Source organism: Streptomyces sp. NPDC044984 (assembly GCF_040646935.1).
Classification (GTDB): Bacteria; Actinomycetota; Actinomycetes; order Streptomycetales; family Streptomycetaceae; genus Streptomyces.
Window position 1 is genome coordinate 14,528 of the sequence record NZ_JBEZBE010000048.1, and the last position, 23,810, is coordinate 38,337.

General features: G+C 72.9%; 27 protein-coding genes. 19 read left to right on the top strand and 8 right to left on the bottom strand.

Going from position 1 to position 23,810, the window contains the following annotated elements:
* Positions 1 to 182: 182 nt before the first annotated feature.
* From AB0A94_RS34550 to AB0A94_RS34565, 4 genes are all read left to right on the top strand, one after another.
* A complete protein-coding gene (locus AB0A94_RS34550) occupies positions 183 to 1,580 on the top strand; it encodes a DUF6421 family protein (RefSeq protein ID WP_361750394.1) in 1,398 nt (465 codons plus the stop codon).
* A gap of 44 nt (positions 1,581 to 1,624) precedes the next feature.
* Entirely contained in the window at positions 1,625 to 2,371 is a 747-nt protein-coding gene (locus AB0A94_RS34555) for an SDR family NAD(P)-dependent oxidoreductase (RefSeq protein WP_361750456.1), read from the top strand.
* On the top strand, positions 2,368 to 3,438 hold the full coding sequence (locus AB0A94_RS34560; RefSeq protein WP_361750396.1) for a low specificity L-threonine aldolase: 1,071 nt from the start codon (positions 2,368 to 2,370) through the stop codon (positions 3,436 to 3,438). Before AB0A94_RS34555 ends, AB0A94_RS34560 begins: the two co-directional genes overlap by 4 nt.
* Before the next feature lie 75 nt (positions 3,439 to 3,513).
* Positions 3,514 to 4,086 carry a transglutaminase family protein gene (locus tag AB0A94_RS34565; RefSeq protein WP_361750398.1) on the top strand — a complete coding sequence of 191 codons (573 nt, stop codon included), beginning with the start codon at positions 3,514 to 3,516 and terminating at the stop codon, positions 4,084 to 4,086.
* A gap of 25 nt (positions 4,087 to 4,111) precedes the next feature.
* Here the strand turns inward: AB0A94_RS34565 and AB0A94_RS34570 are convergent, their stop codons facing one another.
* The gene (locus AB0A94_RS34570) at positions 4,112 to 4,840 is read right to left on the bottom strand and encodes a lysophospholipid acyltransferase family protein (RefSeq protein WP_361750400.1); all 729 of its coding nucleotides are present in this window, start codon (positions 4,838 to 4,840) and stop codon (positions 4,112 to 4,114) included.
* 290 nt (positions 4,841 to 5,130) lie between these two features.
* Between AB0A94_RS34570 and AB0A94_RS34575 the strand changes: the two genes are divergently transcribed.
* The 4 genes from AB0A94_RS34575 (at position 5,131) to AB0A94_RS34590 (ending at position 8,211) form a co-directional block, all read left to right on the top strand.
* Positions 5,131 to 5,457 (top strand): thioredoxin family protein, encoded by a 327-nt coding sequence (locus AB0A94_RS34575; RefSeq protein WP_361750458.1) that lies wholly within the window; start codon positions 5,131 to 5,133, stop codon positions 5,455 to 5,457.
* 213 nt (positions 5,458 to 5,670) lie between these two features.
* On the top strand, positions 5,671 to 6,180 hold the full coding sequence (locus AB0A94_RS34580) for a flavin reductase family protein (RefSeq protein ID WP_361750402.1): 510 nt from the start codon (positions 5,671 to 5,673) through the stop codon (positions 6,178 to 6,180).
* 218 nt (positions 6,181 to 6,398) lie between these two features.
* Positions 6,399 to 7,187 (top strand): electron transfer flavoprotein subunit beta/FixA family protein, encoded by a 789-nt coding sequence (locus tag AB0A94_RS34585; RefSeq protein WP_361750404.1) that lies wholly within the window; start codon positions 6,399 to 6,401, stop codon positions 7,185 to 7,187.
* A gap of 61 nt (positions 7,188 to 7,248) precedes the next feature.
* Entirely contained in the window at positions 7,249 to 8,211 is a 963-nt protein-coding gene (locus tag AB0A94_RS34590) for an electron transfer flavoprotein subunit alpha/FixB family protein (protein ID WP_361750406.1), read from the top strand.
* Between the two features lie 57 nt (positions 8,212 to 8,268).
* Here the strand turns inward: AB0A94_RS34590 and AB0A94_RS34595 are convergent, their stop codons facing one another.
* On the bottom strand, positions 8,269 to 9,171 hold the full coding sequence (locus AB0A94_RS34595) for an endonuclease/exonuclease/phosphatase family protein (protein WP_361750408.1): 903 nt from the start codon (positions 9,169 to 9,171) through the stop codon (positions 8,269 to 8,271).
* Between the two features lie 147 nt (positions 9,172 to 9,318).
* On the opposite strand from AB0A94_RS34595, the gene AB0A94_RS34600 reads away from it, so the two are divergent.
* The 3 genes from AB0A94_RS34600 (at position 9,319) to AB0A94_RS34610 (ending at position 11,410) form a co-directional block, all read left to right on the top strand.
* Positions 9,319 to 10,623, top strand: coding sequence for an aldolase/citrate lyase family protein (locus AB0A94_RS34600; protein WP_361750409.1), 1,305 nt, complete (start codon positions 9,319 to 9,321; stop codon positions 10,621 to 10,623).
* Between the two features lie 71 nt (positions 10,624 to 10,694).
* Complete coding sequence (locus tag AB0A94_RS34605; protein ID WP_361750411.1) at positions 10,695 to 11,192, top strand: DUF2975 domain-containing protein; 498 nt, start codon at positions 10,695 to 10,697, stop codon at positions 11,190 to 11,192.
* Positions 11,192 to 11,410, top strand: coding sequence for a helix-turn-helix transcriptional regulator (locus AB0A94_RS34610; protein WP_361750413.1), 219 nt, complete (start codon positions 11,192 to 11,194; stop codon positions 11,408 to 11,410). The genes AB0A94_RS34605 and AB0A94_RS34610 overlap by 1 nt, the downstream gene beginning before the upstream one ends.
* Positions 11,411 to 11,414: 4 nt before the next feature.
* On the opposite strand, the gene AB0A94_RS34615 is transcribed toward AB0A94_RS34610, so the two are convergent.
* Together AB0A94_RS34615 and AB0A94_RS34620 are read right to left on the bottom strand one after the other, a co-directional pair.
* The gene (locus AB0A94_RS34615; protein WP_361750415.1) at positions 11,415 to 12,230 is read right to left on the bottom strand and encodes a hypothetical protein; all 816 of its coding nucleotides are present in this window, start codon (positions 12,228 to 12,230) and stop codon (positions 11,415 to 11,417) included.
* 9 nt (positions 12,231 to 12,239) lie between these two features.
* Positions 12,240 to 13,334, bottom strand: coding sequence for a LacI family DNA-binding transcriptional regulator (locus AB0A94_RS34620; protein WP_361750417.1), 1,095 nt, complete (start codon positions 13,332 to 13,334; stop codon positions 12,240 to 12,242).
* Between the two features lie 196 nt (positions 13,335 to 13,530).
* Between AB0A94_RS34620 and AB0A94_RS34625 the strand changes: the two genes are divergently transcribed.
* The 3 genes from AB0A94_RS34625 to AB0A94_RS34635 all read left to right on the top strand — a co-directional run bounded on the left by AB0A94_RS34625 (position 13,531) and on the right by AB0A94_RS34635 (position 16,032).
* Entirely contained in the window at positions 13,531 to 14,484 is a 954-nt protein-coding gene (locus AB0A94_RS34625; RefSeq protein WP_361750419.1) for an ROK family protein, read from the top strand.
* 170 nt (positions 14,485 to 14,654) lie between these two features.
* Positions 14,655 to 14,846: a hypothetical protein gene (locus AB0A94_RS34630; RefSeq protein ID WP_361750420.1), complete on the top strand. Its 192-nt coding sequence runs from the start codon at positions 14,655 to 14,657 to the stop codon at positions 14,844 to 14,846.
* Between the two features lie 145 nt (positions 14,847 to 14,991).
* On the top strand, positions 14,992 to 16,032 hold the full coding sequence (locus AB0A94_RS34635; protein WP_361750422.1) for an NUDIX domain-containing protein: 1,041 nt from the start codon (positions 14,992 to 14,994) through the stop codon (positions 16,030 to 16,032).
* A 177-nt stretch (positions 16,033 to 16,209) separates the two neighbouring features.
* On the opposite strand, the gene AB0A94_RS34640 is transcribed toward AB0A94_RS34635, so the two are convergent.
* Entirely contained in the window at positions 16,210 to 17,571 is a 1,362-nt protein-coding gene (locus tag AB0A94_RS34640; protein ID WP_361750424.1) for a dipeptidase, read from the bottom strand.
* A gap of 195 nt (positions 17,572 to 17,766) precedes the next feature.
* On the opposite strand from AB0A94_RS34640, the gene AB0A94_RS34645 reads away from it, so the two are divergent.
* Genes AB0A94_RS34645 through AB0A94_RS34660 form a run of 4 tightly spaced genes read left to right on the top strand, consistent with a single transcriptional unit; the run spans position 17,767 to position 21,267 of the window.
* On the top strand, positions 17,767 to 19,005 hold the full coding sequence (locus AB0A94_RS34645; protein ID WP_361750426.1) for a geranylgeranyl reductase family protein: 1,239 nt from the start codon (positions 17,767 to 17,769) through the stop codon (positions 19,003 to 19,005).
* Complete coding sequence (locus AB0A94_RS34650; protein WP_361750428.1) at positions 19,002 to 19,280, top strand: hypothetical protein; 279 nt, start codon at positions 19,002 to 19,004, stop codon at positions 19,278 to 19,280. Before AB0A94_RS34645 ends, AB0A94_RS34650 begins: the two co-directional genes overlap by 4 nt.
* Positions 19,281 to 19,324: 44 nt before the next feature.
* Positions 19,325 to 20,605 carry a sensor histidine kinase gene (locus AB0A94_RS34655; RefSeq protein ID WP_361750430.1) on the top strand — a complete coding sequence of 427 codons (1,281 nt, stop codon included), beginning with the start codon at positions 19,325 to 19,327 and terminating at the stop codon, positions 20,603 to 20,605.
* Positions 20,602 to 21,267 carry a response regulator transcription factor gene (locus tag AB0A94_RS34660; protein WP_361750432.1) on the top strand — a complete coding sequence of 222 codons (666 nt, stop codon included), beginning with the start codon at positions 20,602 to 20,604 and terminating at the stop codon, positions 21,265 to 21,267. Before AB0A94_RS34655 ends, AB0A94_RS34660 begins: the two co-directional genes overlap by 4 nt.
* Here the strand turns inward: AB0A94_RS34660 and AB0A94_RS34665 are convergent.
* A complete protein-coding gene (locus AB0A94_RS34665) occupies positions 21,228 to 21,512 on the bottom strand; it encodes a DUF6332 family protein (RefSeq protein ID WP_361750434.1) in 285 nt (94 codons plus the stop codon). The genes AB0A94_RS34660 and AB0A94_RS34665 overlap by 40 nt on opposite strands.
* A 225-nt stretch (positions 21,513 to 21,737) precedes the next feature.
* Between AB0A94_RS34665 and AB0A94_RS34670 the strand changes: the two genes are divergently transcribed.
* Complete coding sequence (locus tag AB0A94_RS34670) at positions 21,738 to 22,130, top strand: MarR family transcriptional regulator (protein WP_361750436.1); 393 nt, start codon at positions 21,738 to 21,740, stop codon at positions 22,128 to 22,130.
* Positions 22,131 to 22,142: 12 nt separating this feature from the next.
* Here the strand turns inward: AB0A94_RS34670 and AB0A94_RS34675 are convergent, their stop codons facing one another.
* A complete protein-coding gene (locus AB0A94_RS34675) occupies positions 22,143 to 22,877 on the bottom strand; it encodes a maleylpyruvate isomerase family mycothiol-dependent enzyme (protein WP_361750438.1) in 735 nt (244 codons plus the stop codon).
* Between the two features lie 35 nt (positions 22,878 to 22,912).
* On the bottom strand, positions 22,913 to 23,791 hold the full coding sequence (locus AB0A94_RS34680) for an SDR family oxidoreductase (RefSeq protein ID WP_361750440.1): 879 nt from the start codon (positions 23,789 to 23,791) through the stop codon (positions 22,913 to 22,915).
* Positions 23,792 to 23,810: the final 19 nt, after the last annotated feature.

The following is a 23,810-nucleotide window of genomic DNA, read 5'->3' on the forward strand; positions in this document are numbered from 1 at the left end:
TGCCCGTCACGTCCAGAGGCTGAACCTCGATCGCAGACACCGTCGCCCCCGAGGTGTACCACAGGAAAAAATGCGGTGAGCGTGGGGGTAGGGCAGGATAATTTATTGAGATGCCCCTTGCTGGGAGAAACCTCATATGTATACGGTCTCCATACGCGAGGTTCTCCTGTGGAGGATGAGACATGACGGAAATTCTTGTGCAGGTGGGTGCCGAGGGGCAGGTTCCTTCGGCGACCAGGGTGGTGGAGCACCCGGCGTGGCCCGTGCTCAAGGATGCCGTGGAGCGGATCCGGCCCTGGCAGTCCAAGGACGGCTCGATCGACTTCGACGCCGACGGAGCCCCGGACCGCGCCGACGCCGAGCGCGCGGTGCGCGCCGTGATCGGCGCCGTCGAGGAGCTCTCCCCGCTGCTCCCGCACGACCGCGCCTACCACGAGGCGCTCGCCGAGGACCTGGACCGCTGGGCCGGGGGCGGCTTCGCGGTGCCCGACTTCCTCGACTCGCTGCTGGCCTTCCAGCCGGCCGCGAGCCGCGCGGACGGCCTCCAGCACCTGGTCGTCTTCCCGATGTACACGCAGAACGGCAACCCCGACCGCAACCTCGAGGCGGTCGTGCTGCGCATGGTCTGGCCCGACTGGCTGGCCGAGCTGGAGCGCACCCGTTACGACAACCCGCTGTTCTGCGGCATCACCTTCGAGGACTTCACCTCGGGCTACGACACCAACTCCGCGGTCCTCTTCCCGGAGACCATCGCGGTGCGCGAGGCCCCCGAGCGGTTCACCTGGGGCGGCATCTTCTGCGACCGCGAGGCCGCCCGCTTCCGCCGCGTCACCGAGGCCGCCGTGGACATCCTGGGTCTGGAACTGCCCGAGGACGTCGCCGCGATGGTGCACGACCAGAAGCGCTGCGAAGAGGCGTTCGTCCTCTGGGACATGGTCCACGACCGCACCCACAGCCACGGCGACCTGCCGTTCGACCCGTTCATGATCAAGCAGCGCCAGCCGTTCTGGATGTACGGCCTGGAGGAGCTGCGCTGCGACCTCACCGCCTTCAAGGAGGCCGTGAAGCTGGCCGGGGACGGCGTCCCGCAGGCCCGTGACGTCCAGGTCGCGGTGCTCTTCGACCGGATGTTCCGCTTCCCGGTCACCGGTGAGCGCGTGCGCAACTACGACGGCCTCGGCGGCCAGCTGCTCTTCGCCTACCTGCACAAGCACGACGTAGTCCGCTGGACCGACAACAAGCTCTCCATCGACTGGGAGCGCGCCCCGCAGGTCACCAACCGGCTGTGCGCCGAGATCGAGACGCTGTACCGCGACGGCATCGACCGTCCCAAGCTCGTCCACTGGTTCGCCGGGTACGAGCTGGTCTCCGCCTACCTCCCCCCGCACCCGGGCTCCACGTGGGCCAAGGGTCCCGACGCCCTCGACCTGACGCAGCCGCCGCGCAAACTCGTCGATGACGTGCTTCCGGACGAGTTTCCGCTGAGCATGTTCTATGAGGCACTGTCCAAGAAGCTGAAGAACGTGATCGCCTCCACCCGGGGCATCACGGCGGACGGTGCCGGGCGGGCCGCCGCGTGAGCGACGGCACCGACGACCAGGAACAGGCTCGGGAGGCGAGGACCATGGGGAACGGGGCGCTCGACGGCGCGGTGATCGCGGTGGCCGGAGCGGGGGGACCCGCGGGCCGGGCGGCACTGCTCAGGCTGGCCGAGGCGGGGGCGACCGTCGTCGGCTCCGACAACGACCCGGAGCGGCTGGCGGAGGCGGTCGACGCGGCGCGCTACGCGCACGGCGGCGCCACCGTCACCGGGGAGACGGTCGACCTGCTGGACCTGGACTCCACCCGCGAGTGGGCCGCCCGCACCGAGAAGGAGTTCGGCCGGGTCGACGGACTGGTCCACCTCGTCGGCGGCTGGCGGGGCAGCGAGACCTTCACCAAGACCAGCCTGGACGATTGGGACTTCCTGGAGCTGCTGCTGGTGCGCACCGTGCAGCACACCTCCCTCGCCTTCCACGAGGCGCTCCAGCGCAGCGACCGCGGCCGGTACGTGCTGATCAGCGCGGCCGGCGCCACCAAACCCACCGCGGGCAACGCCGCCTACGCCGCCGGCAAGGCCGCCGCCGAGGCGTGGACGCTCGCCATGGCCGACTACTTCCGCAAGGCCGGGGGCGAGCGGGGGCCGACGTCGGCGGCTGCGATCCTGGTGGTGAAGGCGCTGGTGCACGACGCGATGCGCGCCGACCGCCCCAACGCGAAGTTCGCGGGCTTCACGGACGTCAAGGACCTGGCCGAGGCCATCGTCGGAGTCTGGGACAAGCCCGCTGCGGAAGTGAACGGAAACCGTCTGTGGCTGACCGAGAAGCCGTGAACCCACCGAGGACCGACGCGCGTCGTCATCACGACCCGGACGTCCGCGGTTTCGCCAGCGACAACTACGCCGGGGTCCACCCGGAGGTGCTCGCCGCCCTGGCCGTGGCCAACGGCGGGCACCAGGTCGCGTACGGCGAGGACGCGTACACCGAGAACCTCCAGCAGGTGATCCGCAGCCATTTCGGCCCCACCGCGGAGGCGTTCCCGGTGTTCAACGGCACCGGCGCCAACGTGGTCGCGCTCCAGGCGGTCACCGACCGCTGGGGCGCGGTGATCTGCGCCGAGAGCGCCCACATCAACGTGGACGAGGGCGGGGCGCCGGAGCGGGTCGGCGGGATCAAGCTGCTCACCGTGCCCACCCCGGACGGCAAGCTCACCCCCGAGCTGATCGACCGGCAGGCGTACGGCTGGGACGACGAGCACCGGGCGATGCCCCAGGTGGTCTCCATAGCCCAGGCCACCGAGCTGGGCACGGTCTACACGCCCGACGAGATCCGCGCCATCTGCGAGCACGCCCACGCGCACGGCATGAAGGTGCACGTCGACGGCTCCCGGCTGGCCAACGCCGCCGCCACGCTGGACGTGCCGATGCGCGCCTTCACCAACGCGGCCGGCGTCGACCTGCTCTCGTTGGGCGGCACCAAGAACGGCGCCCTGTTCGGCGAGGCGGTCGTGGTGCTGAACCCGGACGGCATCCGGCATCTGAAGCACCTGCGCAAGCTGTCCATGCAGCTCGCCTCCAAGATGCGCTTCGTGTCGGTGCAGCTGGAGGCCCTGCTCGCCCGCGACCTGTGGCTGCGCAGCGCCCGGCACGCCAACGAGATGGCCCAGCGCCTGGCCGAGGGCGTGCGCGCCGTGCACGGCGTGGAGATCCTCCACCCGGTGCAGGCCAACGCGGTCTTCGCGCGGTTGCCGCACGACGTGAGCGAGCGCCTGCAGAAGCGGTTCCGCTTCTACTTCTGGGACGAGGCGGCCGGCGACGTCCGCTGGATGTGCGCCTTCGACACCACCGAGGACGACGTGGACATGTTCGTGGCGGCGCTCAAGGAGGAGATGGCCCGCTAGCAGTGCATGCATAGATATGCGGCCGACTGGAAATGCATTGACTGCGGGTCGGTCGCATACCTATGCTCTGGCGGCATGCAGCTGATCCAGGAAAACCCGGACCTATCCGCCTACTTGGCCGCCGACGAGGCGATCGACCACCGTCATCCACTGGTCCGCGAGACGGCGGCACGCCTTGCCGCCGGGGTGGCCGACTCGTATGAATATGCGCAGGCGGCCTTCGAGTTCGTGCGCGACACCATTCCGCACTCCCAGGACTCCGGCGATCTCCGGGTCACCTGGCGCGCCTCCGACGTCCTGGAGCAGCGCACCGGCATCTGCTACGCCAAGGCCCACGCGCTGGCCGCGTTGCTGCGGGCCGAGGACATCCCGACCGCCCTCTGCTACCAGAACCTCGGCGTCGTGCACGGCCTGGTCGCCGTGCGGTTCCACGGCGCCTGGCACCGGCAGGACCCCCGGGGCAACAAGCCCGGGGTGGACGCGCGGTTCTCCCTGGACGGCGAGCGACTGGCCTTCCTCCCCGACCCGGCGGCCGAGGAGACGGACCACCCGGTGCTGTACGCCGCACCGCACCCGGTCGTACTGGACGCCCTCAAAGCCGCTCCCGACCGGCCGTACCTGTGGCGAACGCTCCCCGCCGCGCTCTGAACCCGAGACGGCCGGCCGGTGGGTGTCAGCGGGCCTCGGCCTCGCGGACCTGCTCGGGGGTCGGGGCCGTACCGCCGAGGTGGGCCGGCATCCACCAGGTGTCGTCCGGATCCTTGGGGCGCACCGGGTAGGCGCGCTGCGCCGCCTCCAGCAGTTCCTGCACGCGCTCGCGCAGCTGCCGGGTGATCGCGCCCGCGTACTTGTCCCTGGACGCCTCGATCGCCTCTCCCACGCGGATGGTGATCGGGGTGTGGCTGCGCCCGAAGTTGCGCGGGTGGCCCTTGGTCCACAGCCGCTGCGTGCCCCACACCGCCATCGGGACCAGCGGTACGCCGGCCTCCTGCGCCAGGCGCGCGGCACCCGACTTGAAGCTCTTCAGGGTGAACGACTGCGAGATCGTCGCCTCCGGGAAGACGCCCACGATCTCCCCCGCCCGCAGCGACCGCAGCGCGTGCTCGTACGCCGCCTCGCCCTGCTCGCGGTCCACCGGGATGTGCTTCATGCCGCGCATCAGCGGACCGGAGATCCGGTGCCGGAAGACCGACTCCTTCGCCATGAAACGGACGAGCCGCTTCTGGGGGAGTGCCGCCAGGCCGTTGAAGACGAAGTCCAGGTAGCTGATGTGATTGCTCACCAGCACGGCGCCGCCCGAGCGCGGTATGTTCTCCGACCCCTGGCAGTCGATCTTGAGGTCCCACACCTTGAACAGGGTGCGGGCGAAGCCGACGACGGGCCGGTAGACGAGGTCTGCCATGGACGGGTCGGAACCCTTCCTTTTCTGCTGGGAAGGAGGCTCCCAGTCGAAGTTACGCAGCCGTAGGTTTTACGGCTTGTCGCAGATGGTGCCCGAAGAACGGCCGGTGAACCAGCCCTGGTGCCCGTCGGCGGCGAGATTCTCGTCACGTCCACCCTTGATCCACCTCGGGCTTTGTGCGTCCGGCCGGGAATGTCCGCGGTCCCGGGAGCGCTGGAAGCCGTTGACGGCGGATCCATGGTGGGAGCGGACGAGTGAGGGATCGGGACGGCGGACGACGGCTCGGAGCGGTGGAACCGTGGGCCGGGACAAAGGACCGGTTGGCGGACCGGCTGGAGGGCCGGCTGGGGGAGCGCGCCACCCTGGTGCAGTTCTCCAGTGCCTTCTGCGCGCCCTGCCGGGCGACCCGGAGGGTGCTGGCCGAGGTGGCCGCACTGGTGCCGGGCGTGGCCCATGTGGAGATCGACGCCGAGGCCCATCTGGAGCTCGTGCGCCGTCTGGAGATCGTGAAGACGCCGACGGTGCTGGTCCTCGACGCCGCCGGCCGGGTCGTACGGCGCGCGACCGGACAGCCGCGCAGGGCCGATGTGATCGCCGCGCTCGGGGAGGCGGTGTGAGGGCCGGCCCAGGGTGAGGCGTCTCCCACATCACGGGACCGACTTGACTGTGCCCGCCACTTGTCGTCAGCCTGACCCCATGTCTTCGGAACTCCTTCGCCACCGGCGGGTACCCGGCCGCCCGGCGGCCGCCGCCCGCCCCGCGCGTGTGCGCCGAGCGGGCCGGTGAGCAGCCGCGAACCCGTTCGTCACCTCCCGCGGAAGGACGGTTCCATGACGGCCGCGTCCGATCTGGGCACCGCCCGGCCCGCCTCGCCCGAGCTGTTGCGCTCCGTCTTCCGCAGGCACGCGGCGGGCGTCGCCGTGATCACCGCGCGCGGCCGCCGCGGTCCGGTCGGCTTCACCGCGACCTCCCTCGCCTCCGTCTCCGCCGAGCCCCCGATGCTCTCCTTCGGCGTCGGCACCGGGAGCTCCAGCTGGCCGGCGATCGCGACGGGCGATCACGTCGGCGTGCACGTCCTCGGGGAGCACCAGCAGGAGCTGGCGGCGACCTTCGCGCGCAGCGGCGCCGACCGCTTCGGTCCGCCCACCGCCTGGCGGGAGGGGCCGGAGGGGGTTCCGGTCCTGGACGACGTGCCGGCCTGGATGGTGTGCAAGGTGGTGGCCCGGGTGCCCGCCGGTGATCACCGGATCGTGATCGCCGAGGTCCTGTTCGGCGACCCCACCGGCCACGGCCGTCCGCTCCTCTACCACCAGGGGCGCTTCAGCGGCCTGCGCGACTGAGACGGTCTCCCCCCTGGTCGCGGGCCCGTCGGGTTCCGGTTACGCTGCGTTGCGAAGGTCACAGTTCAAAGCGCTTGCTTAGCGGGAAGGAACTGGGTGTACTGACGAGTAATATTTCGTTCGGAGCGCGGGCCGCCCCGACCGGGACCGCCCGCTTCGGGCGCCTATGCTGCCTGCAGGCAGGCAACCAGAAATGACGATGCAGTAGGAGAGCCGGCGTGAGCTTGAGGATCGTTGTCACCGTGAAGTACGTGCCCGACGCCACTGGCGACCGGCACTTCGCCGATGACCTGACCGTCGACCGGGACGACGTCGACGGTCTGCTCTCCGAACTGGACGAGTACGCGGTCGAGCAGGCGCTGCAGATCTCGGAGAACTCCGACGACGACGTGGAGATCACCGTGCTGACGGTGGGCCCCGAGGACGCCAAGGACGCCCTGCGCAAGGCGCTGTCCATGGGCGCCGACAAGGCCGTCCACGTCGAGGACGACGACATCCACGGCACCGACGCCATCGGCACCTCCCTGATCCTGGCCAAGGCGATCGAGAAGGCCGGCTACGACCTGGTCATCTCCGGCATGGCCTCCACCGACGGCACCATGGGCGTCGTGCCGGCGCTGCTCGCCGAGCGTCTGGGCGTGCCGCAGGTGACCCTGCTGTCCGAGGTGTCCGTCGAGGACGGCACGGTCAAGGGCCGCCGCGACGGCGACGCCGCCTCCGAGCAGCTCGAGGCCTCCCTCCCGGCCGTCGTGTCGGTCACCGACCAGTCGGGCGAGGCGCGTTACCCGTCCTTCAAGGGCATCATGGCGGCGAAGAAGAAGCCGGTTCAGTCCTGGGACCTGTCCGACCTCGACATCGACGAGGACGAGGTCGGTCTCGAGAACGCCTACACCACGGTCGTCTCCGCGGCCGAGCGTCCGGCCCGCACCGCCGGCACGATCGTCAAGGACGAGGGCGAGGGCGGCAAGCAGCTCGCCGAGTTCCTCGCGAGCCAGAAGTTCGTCTGAGCTACGAGGCTCCACTCGCTTCCCGCCCCTCACCCTTCGCAAGCAGGAGAGAAGAAGTCCCATGGCTGAAGTTCTCGTCTACGTCGACCACGTGGACGGTGCCGTCCGCAAGCCCACCCTGGAGCTGCTGACCCTGGCCCGCCGCATCGGCGAGCCCGTCGCCGTCGCCCTCGGCAACGGCGCCGCCGACACCGCCGCCACGCTCGCCGAGCACGGCGCGGTGAAGGTCCTCACCCACGAGGCCGCCGAGTACGCCGACTACCTGGTCGTGCCGAAGGTGGACGCCCTGCAGGCCGCCCACGAGGCCGTCTCCCCGGCCGCCGTCCTGGTCCCCTCCTCCGCCGAGGGCAAGGAGATCGCCGCCCGCCTGGCGCTGCGTCTCGGCTCGGGCGTCATCACCGACGCCGTCGACCTGGAGGCCGGTGACGAGGGCCCGGTGGCCACGCAGTCGGTGTTCGCCGCCTCCTACACCACCAAGTCCCGGGTCTCCAAGGGCACCCCGGTCATCACGGTGAAGCCGAACTCGGCCGCCGTGGAGGCCGCTCCGGCCGCGGGCGGCGTCGAGGCCCTGAGCGTGACCTTCTCCGCCCAGGCGACCGGCACCAAGGTCACCGGCCGCACGCCGCGCGAGTCGACCGGCCGTCCGGAGCTGACCGAGGCCGCGATCGTGGTCTCCGGTGGCCGTGGTGTCAACGGCGCGGAGAACTTCGCGATCATCGAGGCGCTCGCCGACTCGCTCGGCGCGGCCGTCGGTGCCTCGCGCGCCGCCGTCGACGCCGGCTGGTACCCGCACACCAGCCAGGTCGGCCAGACCGGCAAGTCGGTCTCGCCGCAGCTGTACATCGCCTCCGGCATCTCCGGCGCGATCCAGCACCGCGCGGGCATGCAGACCTCGAAGACCATCGTGGCCGTCAACAAGGACGCCGAGGCCCCGATCTTCGACCTGGTCGACTACGGCGTCGTCGGCGACCTGTTCGACGTCGTGCCGCAGCTGACCGAGGAGATCAAGACCCGCAAGGGCTGATCACCCCGAGCCGTACGGGGCCCCCGCGACCGCACCGGTCGCGGGGGTCCCGGCGTGTCACAGGGTCAGACAGGCCTGGACCGGCAGATGGTCGCTGGGGAACCGGCCGCCGGCCGCGAACGTGTTCACCGACGCCCGGTGCACCGTGACGCCGGGCGTGACCAGGATCCAGTCGATGCGGTCACCGCCCGGCACCAGCGGCCCGTACCCGTGGAACGTCCCGTACGCCTCCCCGCGCTCGGCCGCCGCGTCCCAGGTGTCGACGAGCCCGGCGCCCAGCATCGTGTCGTACACGGGGTTGCCGTGGGCGGCGGCGTTGAAGTCGCCCGTCACGACCACCGGCAGCGAGCGGGCCGGCCCGCGGACGCGTTCGGCGACGAGGGCGGCGGCCCGCTCCCGCGCGTACTGACTCGCGTTGTCCAGATGGGTGTCGAGGACGCAGAACTCCCGGCCGCCGGCGCGCAGGTCGCGGAAGCGGACCCAGGTGGCCATGCGGATGTGGGCGTTGCCCCAGGTGTTCGAGGCGATCACGTCCGGGGTGTCGGACAGCCAGAAGTGGTCGTACTTCAGCGGGGCGAGCCGCCGGGTGTCGTAGAGGACCGCCATGAACTCGTCGCGGCTGCCGCCGGCCCGTCCGGTGCCGATCCAGTCGTACGACGGCCCCAGGTCGGCCCCGATGTCGCGCAGTTGCCGGTACAGGCCCTCCTGGGTGCCGAGGAGGTGCGGGCGCTCGCGGCGCAGCAACTGCCGCATCACGGGCCTGCGGGCGGCCCAGCTGTTCGGCTCGGCCGTGCTCGCGAACCGCAGGTTGAACGACATGACCCGCAGCGGACGTCCCGGGCGTTCGTCCGCCGGGGCCGGCCCGGGCGGCAGTGCTGTACTGGAGAGCGGGAGGACGACGGAGGCGGCGAGCGCGCTCTTCAGTCCCAGACGGCGCGTGACACGGCTGCGAGTCGGCACGGACAAACGATGCCAGATGGATGTGAACATGGCGAGATGGGGGAGTGGGGCGGGTCGCAAGAGGGTGTTGACCGGCGGGAAGGGAGCCCGATAGCTTCATTCAACGGATTGTTGATTCCGTATCGCGGAAGCTCGGGAGGGTATGGGATGGGTCAGAAGCGGCAGGAGCGGGTGGCGACCAGTCTCGCGGGCGCCGTGCGTGAGGAGATCGGCGCCTCCCTCGCACCGGTCGACGCCGAGCTGGAGCGCCGCTACCCCGGGGACCCCGGCACCCGCCAGCCCGTCCACACCGTCTACGTCCCCGGTGACGACTTCGCCGCCGACACCCTGCGCGCCTGGGGCGACCGGGCCCTCGCCGCGCTCGACGAACATGCCCCGGACGCCGCCTCCTTCGCCGCCGTCCTCGGGCTCGACGACGACCTGGCCGAGGACGTGTACGACCGCGTCCGCGCCAAACTGGAACGCGAGCCGGTCGAAGACCTGCGCGTCGACTTCGAGGACGGCTACGGCAACCGCCCCGACGCCGAGGAGGACGAGGCCGCGGCCCGCGCGGCCCGGATCGTCGCCGAGGCGTACCGCGACGGCACCGCGGCCCCGTACACGGGCATCCGCATGAAGTGCCTGGAGGCCGCGGTCCGCGACCGGGGCATCCGCACCCTCGACATCTTCCTCACCGGTCTGGCGGAGGCCGGGGGGCTGCCCGACGGGCTGGTCCTGACCCTGCCCAAGGTCACGTACCCCGAGCAGGTCACCGCCATGGCCCGGCTCCTCGGCGCCTTCGAGGAGGCGCGCGGCCTCGAACCCGGCCGGATCGGCTTCGAGATCCAGATCGAGACCAGCCAGGCCGTCCTCGCCGCCGACGGCACCGCCACCGTCGCCCGCATGATCCAGGCCGCCGGGGGCCGCGCCACCGGGCTGCACTACGGCACCTTCGACTACAGCGCCTGCCTCGGCGTCTCCGCCGTGCACCAGGCGAGCGACCACCCGGCCGCCGACCACGCCAAGGCCGTCATGCAGGTCGCCGCCGCGGGCACCGGCGTACGCGTCTCGGACGGCTCCACCAACGTCCTGCCCGTCGGGCCCACGGCGCAGGTCCACGACGCCTGGCGGCTGCACTACGGCCTCACCCGCCGTGCCCTCGCCCGCGCCTACTACCAGGGCTGGGACATGCACCCCGGCCACCTCCCCACCCGCTACGCGGCCGTCTTCGCCTTCTACCGCGAGGGCTTCGCGCAGGCCGCCGCCCGTCTCGCCCGGTACGTCGACCGGGCCGGCGGCGACGTCATGGACGAGCCCGCCACCGCCAAGGCCCTCGCCGGGCACCTGCTGCGCGGCCTGGACTGCGGCGCCCTGGACGACGCCGAGGTGGCACGCCTGTCCGGACTGTCCCGCTCCGGTCTCGAGGGCTTCACGTCGCCCCGGCGGGGAGGCCGCACGGCCTCCGTGCGGTAGCCCGGCCGCCCGCTTGCCCCACCTATCGAATCTCGATAGATTTTCATCGTGGTTCGGTTCAAGGAGGGGCGATGGGACGGCTGACCGTGCTCGCGCTGCGCGCCGTGATGGCAGCGCTGCTGGCGGGATCCCTGGGGGTCCAGACGGTGCTGGTGCCGCTGATGGCGAGCGACCTCGAAGGGCTGGACGCGGAGTACGCGTCCCTGCGGGTCCCGTTCCTCCTCGTCGTGGTCCTCGGCGTGGTGGCGGCCCAGATCGTCCTGGTCTGTGTCTGGCGGCTGGTGACGATGGTGCGGCGCGGGACCGTCTTCTCCCCTGCCTCCTTCCGCTACGTGCACATCGTCATCGGCGCGTTCGTCGCCGCGGCGCTGCTGGTGTTCGCGCTCGGAGCGCTCCTCGCGCCCGGCGAGGCCGTGGCCCCGGGCGTCGTGGTGCTGCTGGGCGGGGCCGGTCTGGCGATCCTGGGCATCGCCCTGGTCGTGCTCGTCCTGCGGATGCTGCTGGCGCAGGCCGTCGCGCGCGACGTCGAGGCGTCGCGGATGCGGGCCGAGCTGGCCGGGGTCATCTGATGCCGATCGCCGTCGACATCGACGTGATGCTGGCCAGACGGAAGATGTCCGTGGGCGAACTCGCCGAACGCGTCGGGATCACGCCGGCCAATCTGGCGGTGCTCAAGAACGGCCGCGCCAAGGCGGTGCGCTTCACGACCCTCGCCGCGCTCTGCGAAGTGCTCGAGTGCCAGCCGGGCGACCTGCTGCGCTGGGAGCCCGGGGACACCCCGCCCTGACCCGTCACCCGTGCCCCCGCCACACGGGCGGCGCCGGTGACGCGCCGGTACCCGGACCTCCGTACCGGTGGGACCCCGCGTACCGCTCCAGGCCGCAGACCGTCACCAGTTTCTCCTCCGCGAACAGCCGGGTGCCCCGCGCGCACCGCCGGAGGTCGGCGCGGGCCCGCGCGCAGAACTCCTCGGGGGAGACGCCGAACAGCTCCCGTAATCCGGGCACGTTCACGAGCAGCTCGGTGAGCAGCGCCCGCTGGCCCGGGTGGGCGCGCGGGGCGCCGGTGCCGTCGTGCAGCACGCCGTGGCGGTTCACGTACGCGTACGCGCCGGGGAGCGCGGAACCGTCGGCGAGTTCCACGCGCACATCGGGCGCGGGCAGCCAGACGCGGTGGAAGTTGCCGTCCGGCCGCGGTACGCCCTCGCTCGCGTCGATCACCGCGAGCTGCGGGGCGTCGAGCCAGAGGACGAACAGCTCCCGTACCGTCCCCGGGGCGCGGACCGGCGAGTGGGACACGTAGCCCATGCGGCTGACGTGCGCCGAGACGCCGATGCCGACGCCGGTCACCCGCGTCCGCACCATCGGCACCGGTGTGATGACCCCGGACTCGGCCATCTTGTGCCGCAGCTGGCCGGGACAGGCGTTGGAGCCGACCGCGAGCACGGGTACGCGGTCCTCGTACACCAGGCGGTCCAGCGGCAGCAGCCGGTCCCCGTTCAGCAGCCCCGAGTCCCGCGGCCACGCGCCCGGATACAGCAGCGGGTGCTCGCGCGGCGCCTTCTCGAGACCCAGCGCCCGCAGGGTGCGGTCCTCCTCCACCGGCACCGCCCGCCGCTAGTCAGCCGGGGGCAGCTCGCCGGAGCCGCGGGTGATCAGCCGGGTGGGGAGCTCGATCCGCTCCGGAGCGAGCAGGGTGCCGTCCAGCTGGCGGAAGAGCCGCTCGGCCGCGGTCCGGCCGAGGGCCGCCGCGTCCTGGGCGACGACCGTGACGCCGGGCTGGAGCAGATCGGCGAGCTCGATGTCGTCGAAGCCGACCAGGGCGACCCGGCGGGAGTGTCCGGCCAGCACCCGGATCACGGTGACCGTCACCCGGTTGTTGCCCGTGAAGATCGCGGTGACCGGATCCGGTCCTGAGAGCATCTCCTCGGCCGCCCGGCGCACCCGCTCCGGGTCGGTGACGCCCAGCGACATCCAGGGGTCCGCCACCGTTATCCCCGCGTCCTCCATGGCGGTTCGGTAGCCGCGCAGCCGCTCGGCCGCGGTGTGGATGCGGGGCATGTCGCCGATGAAGCCGATCCGGCGGTGCCCGTGCGCGATCAGGTGGCTCACGCCGTCGTGGGCGCCGCCGAAGTTGTCCGACACGACGACGTCCACGTCGATGTGCCCGGCCGGACGGTCCACGAAGACGGTGGCGACGCCCGCCTTGATCTCCGGCGCCAGATAGCGGTGGTCGTCCCCGGCCGGGATCACCACGAGACCGTCCACCCGCCGTGCGCACAGCGCCAGCACCAGCTCCTGCTCGCGGTCGGCGTCCTCCGCGCTGGAGCCGTTGATCAGCAGGGCGCCGTGCGCGCGGGCCACCTCCTCGACCGCCCGGCTCAGCGGTCCGTAGAACGGGTCCGCGAGGTCCTCCAGGACCAGGCCGATGCTGGCGGTGCGGCCCTTGCGCAGCACGCGGGCGCTGTCGTTGCGGCGGAAGCCGAGCGCCTCGATCGCCTCCTGGACGCGGCGCTCCGTCTCCGGCGTGACGCCGGGCTCGCCGTTGACCACGCGGGAGACCGTCTTGAGCCCGACCCCGGCGCGCGCGGCCACGTCCTTCATCGTCGGACGGTTGCCGTAACGGGTCCCTGGGATGCGGTCGGTGCGGCGGGTCGTCTCCGGCACGGTGCGGTGTCCTGTCCTGTCGGCCACGGGGATGCGTAGGCCCATGGGCTTGTATGAGGATGTGGCGTCGAGCATAGAGCCTGGACAACGTTGTCAGGCTCGGGGGACACTGTCCCGTGCACACTCCGGCCCGCACCTCGCCGCACGATCGGCCGTTGTCCGTGCTCCATGTGTTGCCTCCTGGGCGCGCATGGTCGTTCTCGGCGGTTTTCTGATGTTTCAACGGGGAGATCCGACACTGATGCACACCGACCTCGTGGCCGCGCTCGACATCGGCGGCACCAAGATCGCCGGCGCGCTGGTGGACGGCCAGGGCCGGATCCTGGTCCGCGCCCAGCGGCCGACGCCCGCGCAGGAGAACGGTGAGACCGTGATGCGGGCGGTCGAGGCGGTGCTCGGTGAGCTCACCGCGTCCCCGCTGTGGCACCGCGCCGGCGCGGTGGGCATCGGCAGCGCCGGCCCGGTGGACGCCTCCGCGGGCACGGTGAGCCCGGTCAACGTGCCCGGCTGGCGCGACTACCCGCTCGTCGCCCGGGTCCGGGACGCGGCCGGAGGCCTGCCCGTGGAGCTGATCGGCGACGGGGTGGCGATCACGGCCGCCGAACACTGGCAGGGTGCCGCCCGCGGCCACGACAACGCGCTGTGCATGGTCGTCTCGACCGGGGTCGGCGGCGGCCTGGTGCTCGGCGGCCGGCTGCACCCCGGGCCCACCGGCAACGCGGGCCACATCGGCCACATCAGTGTGGACCTCGACGGCGACCCGTGCCCGTGCGGTTCGCGCGGCTGCGTGGAGCGCATCGCGAGCGGCCCCAACATCGCCCGCCGCGCCCTGGACGACGGCTGGCGTCCCGGCCCGGACGGCGACACCTCCGCCGCCGCGGTGGCCGCCGCCGCCCGGGCCGGCGATCCGGTGGCCGCGGCGTCGTTCGAGCGGGCGGCCAGGGCGCTGGCCGCCGGCATCGCGGCCACCGCGACACTCGTCGAGATCGACATCGCCGTGATCGGCGGGGGCGTGGGCAAGGCGGGCGAGGTCCTCTTCACCCCCCTCCGCAAGGCACTCACCGAGTACGCCACCCTGTCCTTCGTCCAGCGCCTCGCCGTGACCCCGGCCCGGATGGGGACGGACGCGGGCCTGGTGGGCGCGGCGGCGGCGGCGCTGGCGGGCAGGACGGACACGGCGGTGGCGGGAGTCTGAGGGCCGGGTCCGGTCCCCGCCGCCGGCCACCGGTCGCGGGTCCCTGCCACCGGCCGCCGGTGCCCGGGGTTTCGCGGTGCGGCCTGTCGTGCGCGGCGCCGTGACGGCCACCGGGGTGGACCCGGGAACACGTGCGTGACCCCGGGGCCGTTCCGGCAGTTGTGCCGGGCATGAAGAAGCGCAGCATGCTGGCCATCGCCTCCCTCGCCACCGGCTTCGTCGTCGCGGCCGTCACCCCGTCGCACGCGGCCGCCGACGGGGGCGCCCCGCTCGGCGTCGACGACACCCTCGGCACCCTCGACCGGACCGTCGCCGAGGACAACACCGTGGAGCTGGACATCGACCGGGGTGAGAAGGACTGACGAGCCCCACGGCACGGCCGTACGGCGCCGGCGCCCCTGGACGACAGGGGCGCCGGCGCCGTTCTCGCGCGTTCTCAACCGGATCTGGTTTCCGTGGCAGGGTGGAGCGGGCAAGCCACAGGGGGCCAACAGAAGAGGGGGAAACGTGATCGTCTGGGTCAACGGGGCGTTCGGTGCGGGAAAGACCACCACCGCGCGCGAACTGATCGAGCTGATCCCGAACAGCACGCTCTTCGACCCCGAGGTCATCGGCGGAGCACTGGACCGGCTGCTTCCGCCCAAACGCCTCGCCGAGGTCGGCGACTTCCAGGACCTCCCGATCTGGCGACGACTCGTGATCGACACGGCGGCCGCGATGCTCGCCGAGCTCGGCGGGACCCTCGTGGTCCCCATGACCCTGCTGCGCCAGGAGCACCGCGACGAGATCTTCGGCGGGCTCGCCGCCCGCCGGATACCGGTCCGGCACGTCCTCCTCGCCCCGGCGGAAACGATCCTGCGTGAGCGCATAGCCGGCCGCGAGGTCCCGGCGGACCTCCCCGACGGCGACATGCGCGTCCGGCAATGGTCGTACGACCACATCGAACCGTACAAGGCGGCCCTCGCCGCCTGGCTCACCGCCGACGCCTACCCGGTCGACAGCGGGACCCTCAGCCCCTACGAGACCGCCCTGCGGATAGCGGAGGCGGTCGGCAGCGGGGAGGTGCCGGCCTGCGACATCGTGCAGACGCCCGAACCCACCGCCGAGACGGTCGCCGCCGGTGTGCTGCTCTTCGACGAGCAGGACCGGGTCCTGCTCGTCGATCCGACCTACAAGCCGGGCTGGGAGTTCCCGGGCGGGGTCGTGGAACGCGGTGAGGCCCCCGCGCGTGCGGGCATGCGCGAGGTCGCCGAGGAGACCGGGATCCGCCTCGACGACGTACCGGCGCTCCTCGTCGTCGACTGGGAGCCGCCCGCGCCGCCCGGATTCGGCGGCCTGCGGCTGCTCTTCGACGGCGGCCGTCTCGACTCCGCGGCCGCCGGACGCCTCCTGCTGCCCGGACCGGAACTGCGCGGCTGGCGCTTCGCCTCCGAGGCCGAGGCCGCCGATCTGCTGCCCCCGGTCCGCTACGAACGGCTGCGGCGGGCACTGCGGGCGAGGGAACGCGGGAAGGCGATGTACCTGGAGGCCGGAGTGCCGGTCGGATGAGCCCGGACCGGCGGACGCCGGCCGGCGGCCCGCTGCCGGGCGGGGGCGGACCCGCCCGGCGGCACGGTGCCGTGGACGGGTGGGGCGGCCTCCTTTTCCGGGAGAGCCCGAACGCCCCGCCGGGTCAGGGAAGCCGTCCCGCCCGTGACGTCCTCGAGTACGGCCGGACTGCGGCGGTCAGTTCGCGCCGGACGCGTAGTTGCGCAGGAACAGCGCTTCCGCGACCGACAGCCGCTCGAGTTCGTCGGGGGACACGCTCTCGTTCACCGCGTGGATCTGCGCCTCCGGCTCGCTCAGGCCGATGAGCAGGATCTCCGCCTTCGGGTAGAGGGCGGCGAGGGTGTTGCACAGGGGGATCGAGCCGCCCTGGCCCGCGTACTGCATCTCCTGGCCCGGGTACGCCACCGCCATCGCGTCGGCCATGGCCTGGTAGGCCGGGCTGGCGGTGTCCGCGCGGAACGCCTGCCCCTGACCGATCTGCTCGGTGCTCACCCGCGCGCCCCACGGCGTGTGCGACTCCAGGTGCGCGCGGAGCAGCCCGGTCGCCTCGACCGCGTCGACGCCCGGCGGCACCCGCAGGCTGATCAGCGCGCGGGCGCTCGCCTGCACCGAGGGCGTGGCGCCGACCACCGGCGGGCAGTCGATGCCGAGCACGGTCACCGCCGGGCGCGCCCAGATGCGGTCGGCGACCGTGCCGGAACCGATCAGCTCCACACCGTCGAGCACCTTGGCGTCCTTGCGGAACTGCTCGTCGTCGTACCGCAGTCCGTCCCACGTCTCGTCGCCGGCCAGCCCGTCGACGGTGGTGCCGCCGTCCTCGGCACGCAGCGAGTCCAGCACGCGCACGAGCGCGGCCAGCGCGTCGGGCGCGGCCCCGCCGAACTGGCCGGAGTGCAGGTTGCCCTCCAGGGTGTCGATCCGCACCCGGACGAGCGTCATGCCGCGCAGGGTGGAGGTGACCGTCGGCAGACCGGCGCGGAAGTTGCCGGCGTCGCCGATCACGATGGTGTCGGCCGTCAGCAGGTCGGGGTGGTCCTCGGCGTACCGCTCCAGGCCGCCGGTGCCCTGCTCCTCCGAACCCTCGACGATCACCTTGACGTGCACGGGGACGCCGCCGTTCGCCTTCAGCGCCCGCAGCGCCAGCAGGTGCATGATCACGCCGCCCTTGCAGTCGGCGGCCCCGCGCCCGTACCAGCGGCCGTCGCGCTCGGTCAGCTCGAAGGGCGGGGTGGCCCAGCCGGCCTCGTCCAGCGGCGGCTGCACGTCGTAGTGCGCGTACAGCAGCACGGTCCTGGCGCCCTCGGGGCCCGGCAGGAAGCCGTACACCGACTGCGTGCCGTCCGGGGTGTCGAGCAGCGCCACGTCCTGGAAGCCCTCGGCGGTGAGCGCGTCGGCGATCCAGCGGGCGGCGCCCTCGCTCTCGACCCGCGGGAACTGGTCGAAGTCCGCCACCGACTTGAAGGCCACCAGTTCGGTGAGCTCCTCCTTCGCCCTGGGCATCAGCGAGGCGACGGTCGCGGCGACCGGATTCGACGACATGGGCACGCTCCTTGTGGGTGCGACGTTGGAACTTCTGCGAACTTCTTCGTACGAGATGATCGTGCGGTGTGCGTGAGGACCCGTGTACGGGGCACTCACGCCGCCGATCCTCCCACAGCGAGCCTCGGTGACCGCCGCCGTAGGATGCGGGGGGACATCAGCGGCAGGCGGCTGGATCGGGAGCAGTAGACCATCGTGAGCAGCGAGAACTCTTCGGCGGACGACGTACAGCAGGTGTGGGACGTCGTCGTGGTGGGCGCGGGGCCCGCGGGGGCCTCGGCCGCCTACGCGGCGGCGGTCGCGGGACGGCGCGTGCTGTTGCTGGAGAAGGCGGAACTGCCGCGCTACAAAACGTGCGGCGGCGGCATCATCGGCCCCTCCCGCGACTCGCTCCCGCCCGGCTTCGAGCTCCCGTTCAAGGACCGGGTGCACGCGGTGACGTTCTCGAACAACGGCCGCTTCAGCCGCACCCGCCGCTCCCGGCAGATGCTGTTCGGGCTGATCAACCGGCCCGAGTTCGACCAGCAGCTCGTGGAGCACGCGCAGAAGGCGGGCGCCGAGCTGCGCACCGGCGTCGCCGTGCAGCGGGTGGAGCAGCACGGCTCGGCCGTACCGGACCGGCGCACGGTCGCCGTCGTCCTGCAGGGCGGCGAGACCGTGCTCGCGCGGGCCGTGGTCGGCGCGGACGGCAGCGCCGGCCGCATAGGGGCCCACGTCGGCGTCAAGCTGGACCAGGTCGACCTCGGCCTGGAGGCGGAGATCCCGGTGCCGGAGACGGTCGCCGAGGACTGGAAGGGCCGGGTGCTCATCGACTGGGGCCCGATGCCCGGCAGTTACGGCTGGGTCTTCCCCAAGGGCGACACGCTCACCGTCGGCGTGATCTCGCGGCGCGGTGAAGGCGCCGCGACCAAGCGCTACTTGGAGGACTTCATCGGGCGGCTCGGCCTCGCCGGCTTCGAACCGAGCATCTCCTCCGGCCACTTGACGCGCTGCCGCGCCGACGACTCGCCGCTGTCGCGCGGGCGGGTGCTGGTGTGCGGGGACGCGGCGGGGCTGCTGGAGCCGTGGACCCGCGAGGGCATCTCCTTCGCGCTGCGCTCGGGCCGGCTGGCGGGGGAGTGGGCGGTGCGGATCGCCGAGGCGCACGACGCCGTGGACACGCGCCGGCAGGCGCTGAACTACGCCTTCGCCGTGAAGGCGGGACTCGGCGTGGAGATGAGCGTCGGCAAGCGGATGCTGGCCGCGTTCGAACGGCGTCCGGGGGTGTTCCACGCGGTCCTCACCGGCTTCCGCCCGGCCTGGAAGGCGTTCAAGGACATCACCCAGGGCTCGACGACGCTCGGCGAGCTGGTCCGCACCCACCCGCTGGCCCACCGCGCGCTGATGGCACTGGACCGGCGTCCCGCGGGCGAGGAGGCCGGCTCCCGGCCGTGATCCGGGGCACGCTCCCGTCCGCCTCCCGCGTCCGCCTCGCGTCCTCCGCGACGCCCACCGGGCGGCGGCCCGTGTCCTTCCCGTCCTACGCCACCGGCGGGGTCGGCACCGCCCTGACGACCCTCGTGGACGCCACCCTCGTCCGGGTCGTGCTGCCGCCGGTGACGATGCGGCTCGCGGGGCGCGCGAACCGGTGGGCGCCGCGGCCACTGCGCCGGCTGCGGATCCGGGAGGCCGACGCGCCGGCGGAGGTACTTCACCGGGAGTACGTGTGATCACCACGCCGGGCTGACGCGGGCCGGGGCGCCGGGCGTCTAGCGTGGCGGACATGGACGAGCAGCGTGGCCCCGGCGGCGGGCCGCCGGGGCGGCGGCGCCCCGTGCGGCCGCCCCGGCCGTGGCGGTACGGCCCGCCCGGACGGGGCCGCAGGACCGGCGGCGCCGACGAGGACGGCGAGCACGGGCGCCCCCGGTGGCCCTGGCGCTCCACCGTGCTGCTCACCGCGTTCGTGCTGGTCGGCTCCGGCTTCGCCGACCGCGCCCAGGAGGGCGAGCGGGTCGCCCTCGACCCCGTCGCACGGGTGCTGCTGCTGGCGTCCGGGGTGCTGCTGCTGTGGCGACGGCGGCACCCCGTGCCCGTGGTGTTCGGGGCGGTCGCCGCCGTCCTGCTCTACACCGGCGCCGGATACCCGCACGGGCCGGTGTTCCTCACCGTCGCCGTGGCCTGCTTCAGCGCCGTCGTCTCCGGGCACCGGCACGCCTCCTGGGCGGCGATGGGGACGTTCTGGGCGGGGCACGTGCTGATCGCGCAGCTGCTGTACCGGTGGCTGCCGCCGTCCGGTGACGCGGCCGCCTCCTGGAACCGGGAGATCGTGATCGCCACCTGGGTGGTGGCGCTCGTGGCGGTGTCGGAACTGGCCCGGACCCGCCGTGAGCAGTGGGCGCGGGAGCGGGCCGAGCGGGCCCGGGCGGCGCGGCGGCGCGCGGACGAGGAGCGGCTGCGGATCGCCCGCGAACTGCACGACGTCCTCGCGCACAGCATCTCCGTCATCAATGTGCAGGCGGGCGTCGGTCTCGCCCTGCTGGACAGCGACCCGGAGCAGGCGCGCAGCGCGCTCACCACCATCAAGGCCCAGAGCAAGGAGGCGCTCGGCGAGGTGCGTCAGGTGCTCGACACGCTGCGCGCGCCGGGCGCCGCGCCGCGTACCCCGGCGCCCGGCCTGGACCGGCTGCCCGAGCTGGTGGAACAGGCCGCGAGCGCGGGCCTCGCCGTGACGGTCGAGGGGGAGCCGCCGCGCCTGCCGCCCGGCGCGGACCTGGCCGCCTTCCGCATCCTCCAGGAGGCCCTCACCAACGTCGTACGGCACTCGGGCTCGCGCGAGGCGCGGGTGCGGATCGAACGGGGGGAGGGGCGGCTGCGGCTGCGCGTCGACGACGACGGTCCCGCCACCGGCGCCGACGCGGGCGGCAGCGGGAGCGGGCTCGCCGGGATGCGGGAGCGGGCCGCCGCGCTGGGTGGCACCATCGAGGCGGGCCCGCGCCCCGACGGCGGGTTCCGGGTGCTCGCCGTACTGCCGACCGAGGCCGAGGAGGACCGGTGATCCGTGTACTGCTCGCCGACGACCAGTCGCTGGTCCGGGCGGGATTCCGCGCGCTGCTGGACGCGCAGCCGGACATCGAGGTGGCCGGGGAGGCGTCCGACGGCGAGGAGGCGGTGCGGCTGATCCGCGAGCTGCGGCCCGACGTCGTGCTCATGGACATCCGCATGCCCGCGCTCGACGGCCTCGCCGCGACCCGCCGGGTGACCGGGGACGCGGAGCTGGGGGACGTGAAGGTGGTCATGCTCACCACCTTCGAGCTGGACGAGTACGTCTTCGAGGCGATCCGCTCGGGAGCCTCGGGCTTCCTGGTCAAGGACACCGAGCCGGAGGAACTGCTGCGCGCGGTGCGGGCGGTGGTCGGCGGTGACGCGCTGCTGTCGCCCGGGGTGACGCGCCGGCTGATCGCGGAGTTCGCGGCCCGTTCCAAGGAACCGGCCGCCGTCGGCGCCCTGTCCGGGCTCACCGAGCGGGAGCGGGAGGTCATGGCGCTGGTCGGCATCGGCCTGTCCAACGAGGAGATCGCCCGCCGTCTGGTCGTCAGTCCGCTCACCGCGAAGACCCACGTCAGCCGCACCATGGTGAAACTGGGCGCCCGTGACCGGGCCCAACTGGTCGTGCTGGCCTACGAGTCGGGGTTGGTGCGGCCCGGCTGGCTGGGCTGAGCCGTTCGCCGGAAGCGGACCAGCACGGACACCGTGCGGACGGCGAACAGCACCGCCGCGAGCAGCGATCCGGTGTGGCGCAGCACCGTCTCGAAGGTGCCCGGCAGCTCGAAGAGCAGCGCCGGCCCCGCCACGGCCCCGAGGACGACCGCTGCCGCGAACGCCGCGCTGCACAGGGCGTATCCGGTCTCGACCGTGATCGCGTCCCGCTCGGCCTGACCGCGCCGCCCCCCGTACCCCGTCACGCCCGCCCCCTGAATCCGGTCACCCGAGGTGTGAAACAGGCGTGCGCCCCGGCGGGCAAGGAACCCGGCCGGGGGACTCGCCCAAGGTCACGGACCGGCCGCCCTCGCGGCACGGAGCCCCGGCAAGGTGCCCGCAGCCGGTCCGGCGTCCGTCGGGAACCGAGGCGGTGAGCGGAGAGGTCACGCCCGGGAGACTTGCGTGCGCATGCCTGCTACGGTGCGCCCATGGCGGCGAAGCAGGCCGAACAGGCGCTCGTGGAACGGTGGCGGGACGTGCTCGCGCTGCATGCGCGCACCCAGTGCGAGATCGACCGCGCCCTGCACGGACACGGGCTGTGCGCCAGCGACTTCGAGGTCCTCGACATCCTCGCGCAGGGTTCCGGACCGGGCGGCTGCTCCTACCGCGTCCAGGAGATCTCCGAGCACGTCCACCTGAGCCAGAGCGCGCTCTCCCGGCTGGTGGCCCGGCTGGAGAAGGAGGGCCTCGCCGAGCGCGGAACGTGCCCGGAGGACCGGCGGGGAGTGCGGGTCTCGCTCACGGCGAAGGGGCGCGCGCTGCACGGCGAGGTACTGCCCGTGCAGCGCGCGGTGCTGGCCCGGATGCTCTCCGACGGCTGAGCGGCGGGGCCCTCAGCCCACGGCGGACGTCTCCCGCCAGAGCGCGGCCAGCTCCGGATCACCCGACACCGCCGGTACCGGCACCCGGTTCCACAGTGCGAGATACAACTGCTCGGCGGGCCCGGCCAGTTCGCACTCCGCGTCCCCGTCCGCCCCCCGGCTGGTCACCGGCGGCTCCTGGGACAGCCGTACGGTCCACACCGCGTCCGCGTCGGTCGCGCGCACCCGCAGGACCCGCGGCGCCGGGGTGCGCACCCGGCTCTTGGGCCGGGCGTGGAACCCGCGCAGCAGCTCGTCGACGCCGTCCACGGCGAAATCCGTGGCGATCGGCGACGGCGTGCCGCCGCGGGCCGACTCGGCGTCGAACCGGTGGACGGTCGTCTCGTGCGCCTGCCGGCGGGCCCAGAACGCGAGCGCGGAGGGCGGTCCGGGCAGGAAGGTGAAGCACTCCACGTCGGGCGCCGCGCCGGCCAGGGTGTCCACCAGGCGGCGGTGACCGTCGCGGTACCAGGCCACCAGCTCGGCGCCGTCCAGTCCGGGATGCTCGTCCATCGGGCGCGGCGCGGTGTGCCCGTCCGCGACGAAGGCCGCGGCCCACCGGTGCACCACGCCGGTGTGCCCGACCAGGTCCCGGGTGAGCCACCCCGGGCAGGTCGGGACGGCGGCGTCCGTGCCCGCCCGCTCCGCGGCGTCGGCCAGCAACTGGCCCTCTTTCTCCAGCACTTCCAAGAACCAGGCAGTACCCATGGGCAGGAGTCTGCCGTACGGACGCCCGCCCGGCCCTACGGAAGCGGGGTCCCGCCCGTCGCGTTGACGATCTCCGCGGTGATGTACGACGCCTCCTGCGAGGCGAGGAAGACGTACGCCGGGGCCATCTCGGCCGGCTGGGCCGGACGCCCGATGGGCGCCTGCTTGCCGAACTCCGCGGTGTCCGGCAGGGTCGCCGGGATCAGCGGTGTCCACACCGGTCCCGGCGCCACGGCGTTGACCCGGATGCCCCGCTCGATCAGCATCTGCGCCAGCCCCTGGGTGAACGTGACGATGGCGCCCTTCGTGGTCGCGTAGTCCAGCAGGTGCGGGCTCGGCTTGTAGGCCTGCACGGAAGCCGAGTTGATGATGCTGCCGCCTTCCCGCATGTGCGGCACGGCCAGCTTGCACAGCCAGAACATGCCGTACAGGTTGGTCCGCAGCACGCGGTCGAACTGCTCGGTGGAGATCGCCTCGATGCCGTCAGGCTGCGACATCTGGTACGCCGCGTTGTTCACCAGGATGTCGATCCGGCCGAACTCCGCCACCGCGCGGTCGATCAGCGCCCGGCAGTTCTCCTCCTCCCGCACGTCGCACGTGACGGGCACGGCCCGCCGGCCGGCTTCCTCCACCCACCGCGCGGTCTCGGCGGCGTCGTCCTTCTCGCTGTCCAGGTACGTGAAGACCACGTCGGCACCCTCGCGGGCGAACGCCAGGGCGACCGCCCGGCCGATCCCCGAGTCCCCGCCCGTGATCACGGCCGTGCGGTCCGTCAGCCGGCCGCTGCCCCGGTAGGAGTCCTCCCCGTGGTCCGGCGGCGGATCCATGGGACCGGTCCAGCCGGGGTGCGGCTGGTCCTGGGACGGGAAGTCGGGGGTCGGGTGCTGCTCGACGGGATTCTGCTGCTCGGTCACGGTCTCTCCCGGGTCCGTG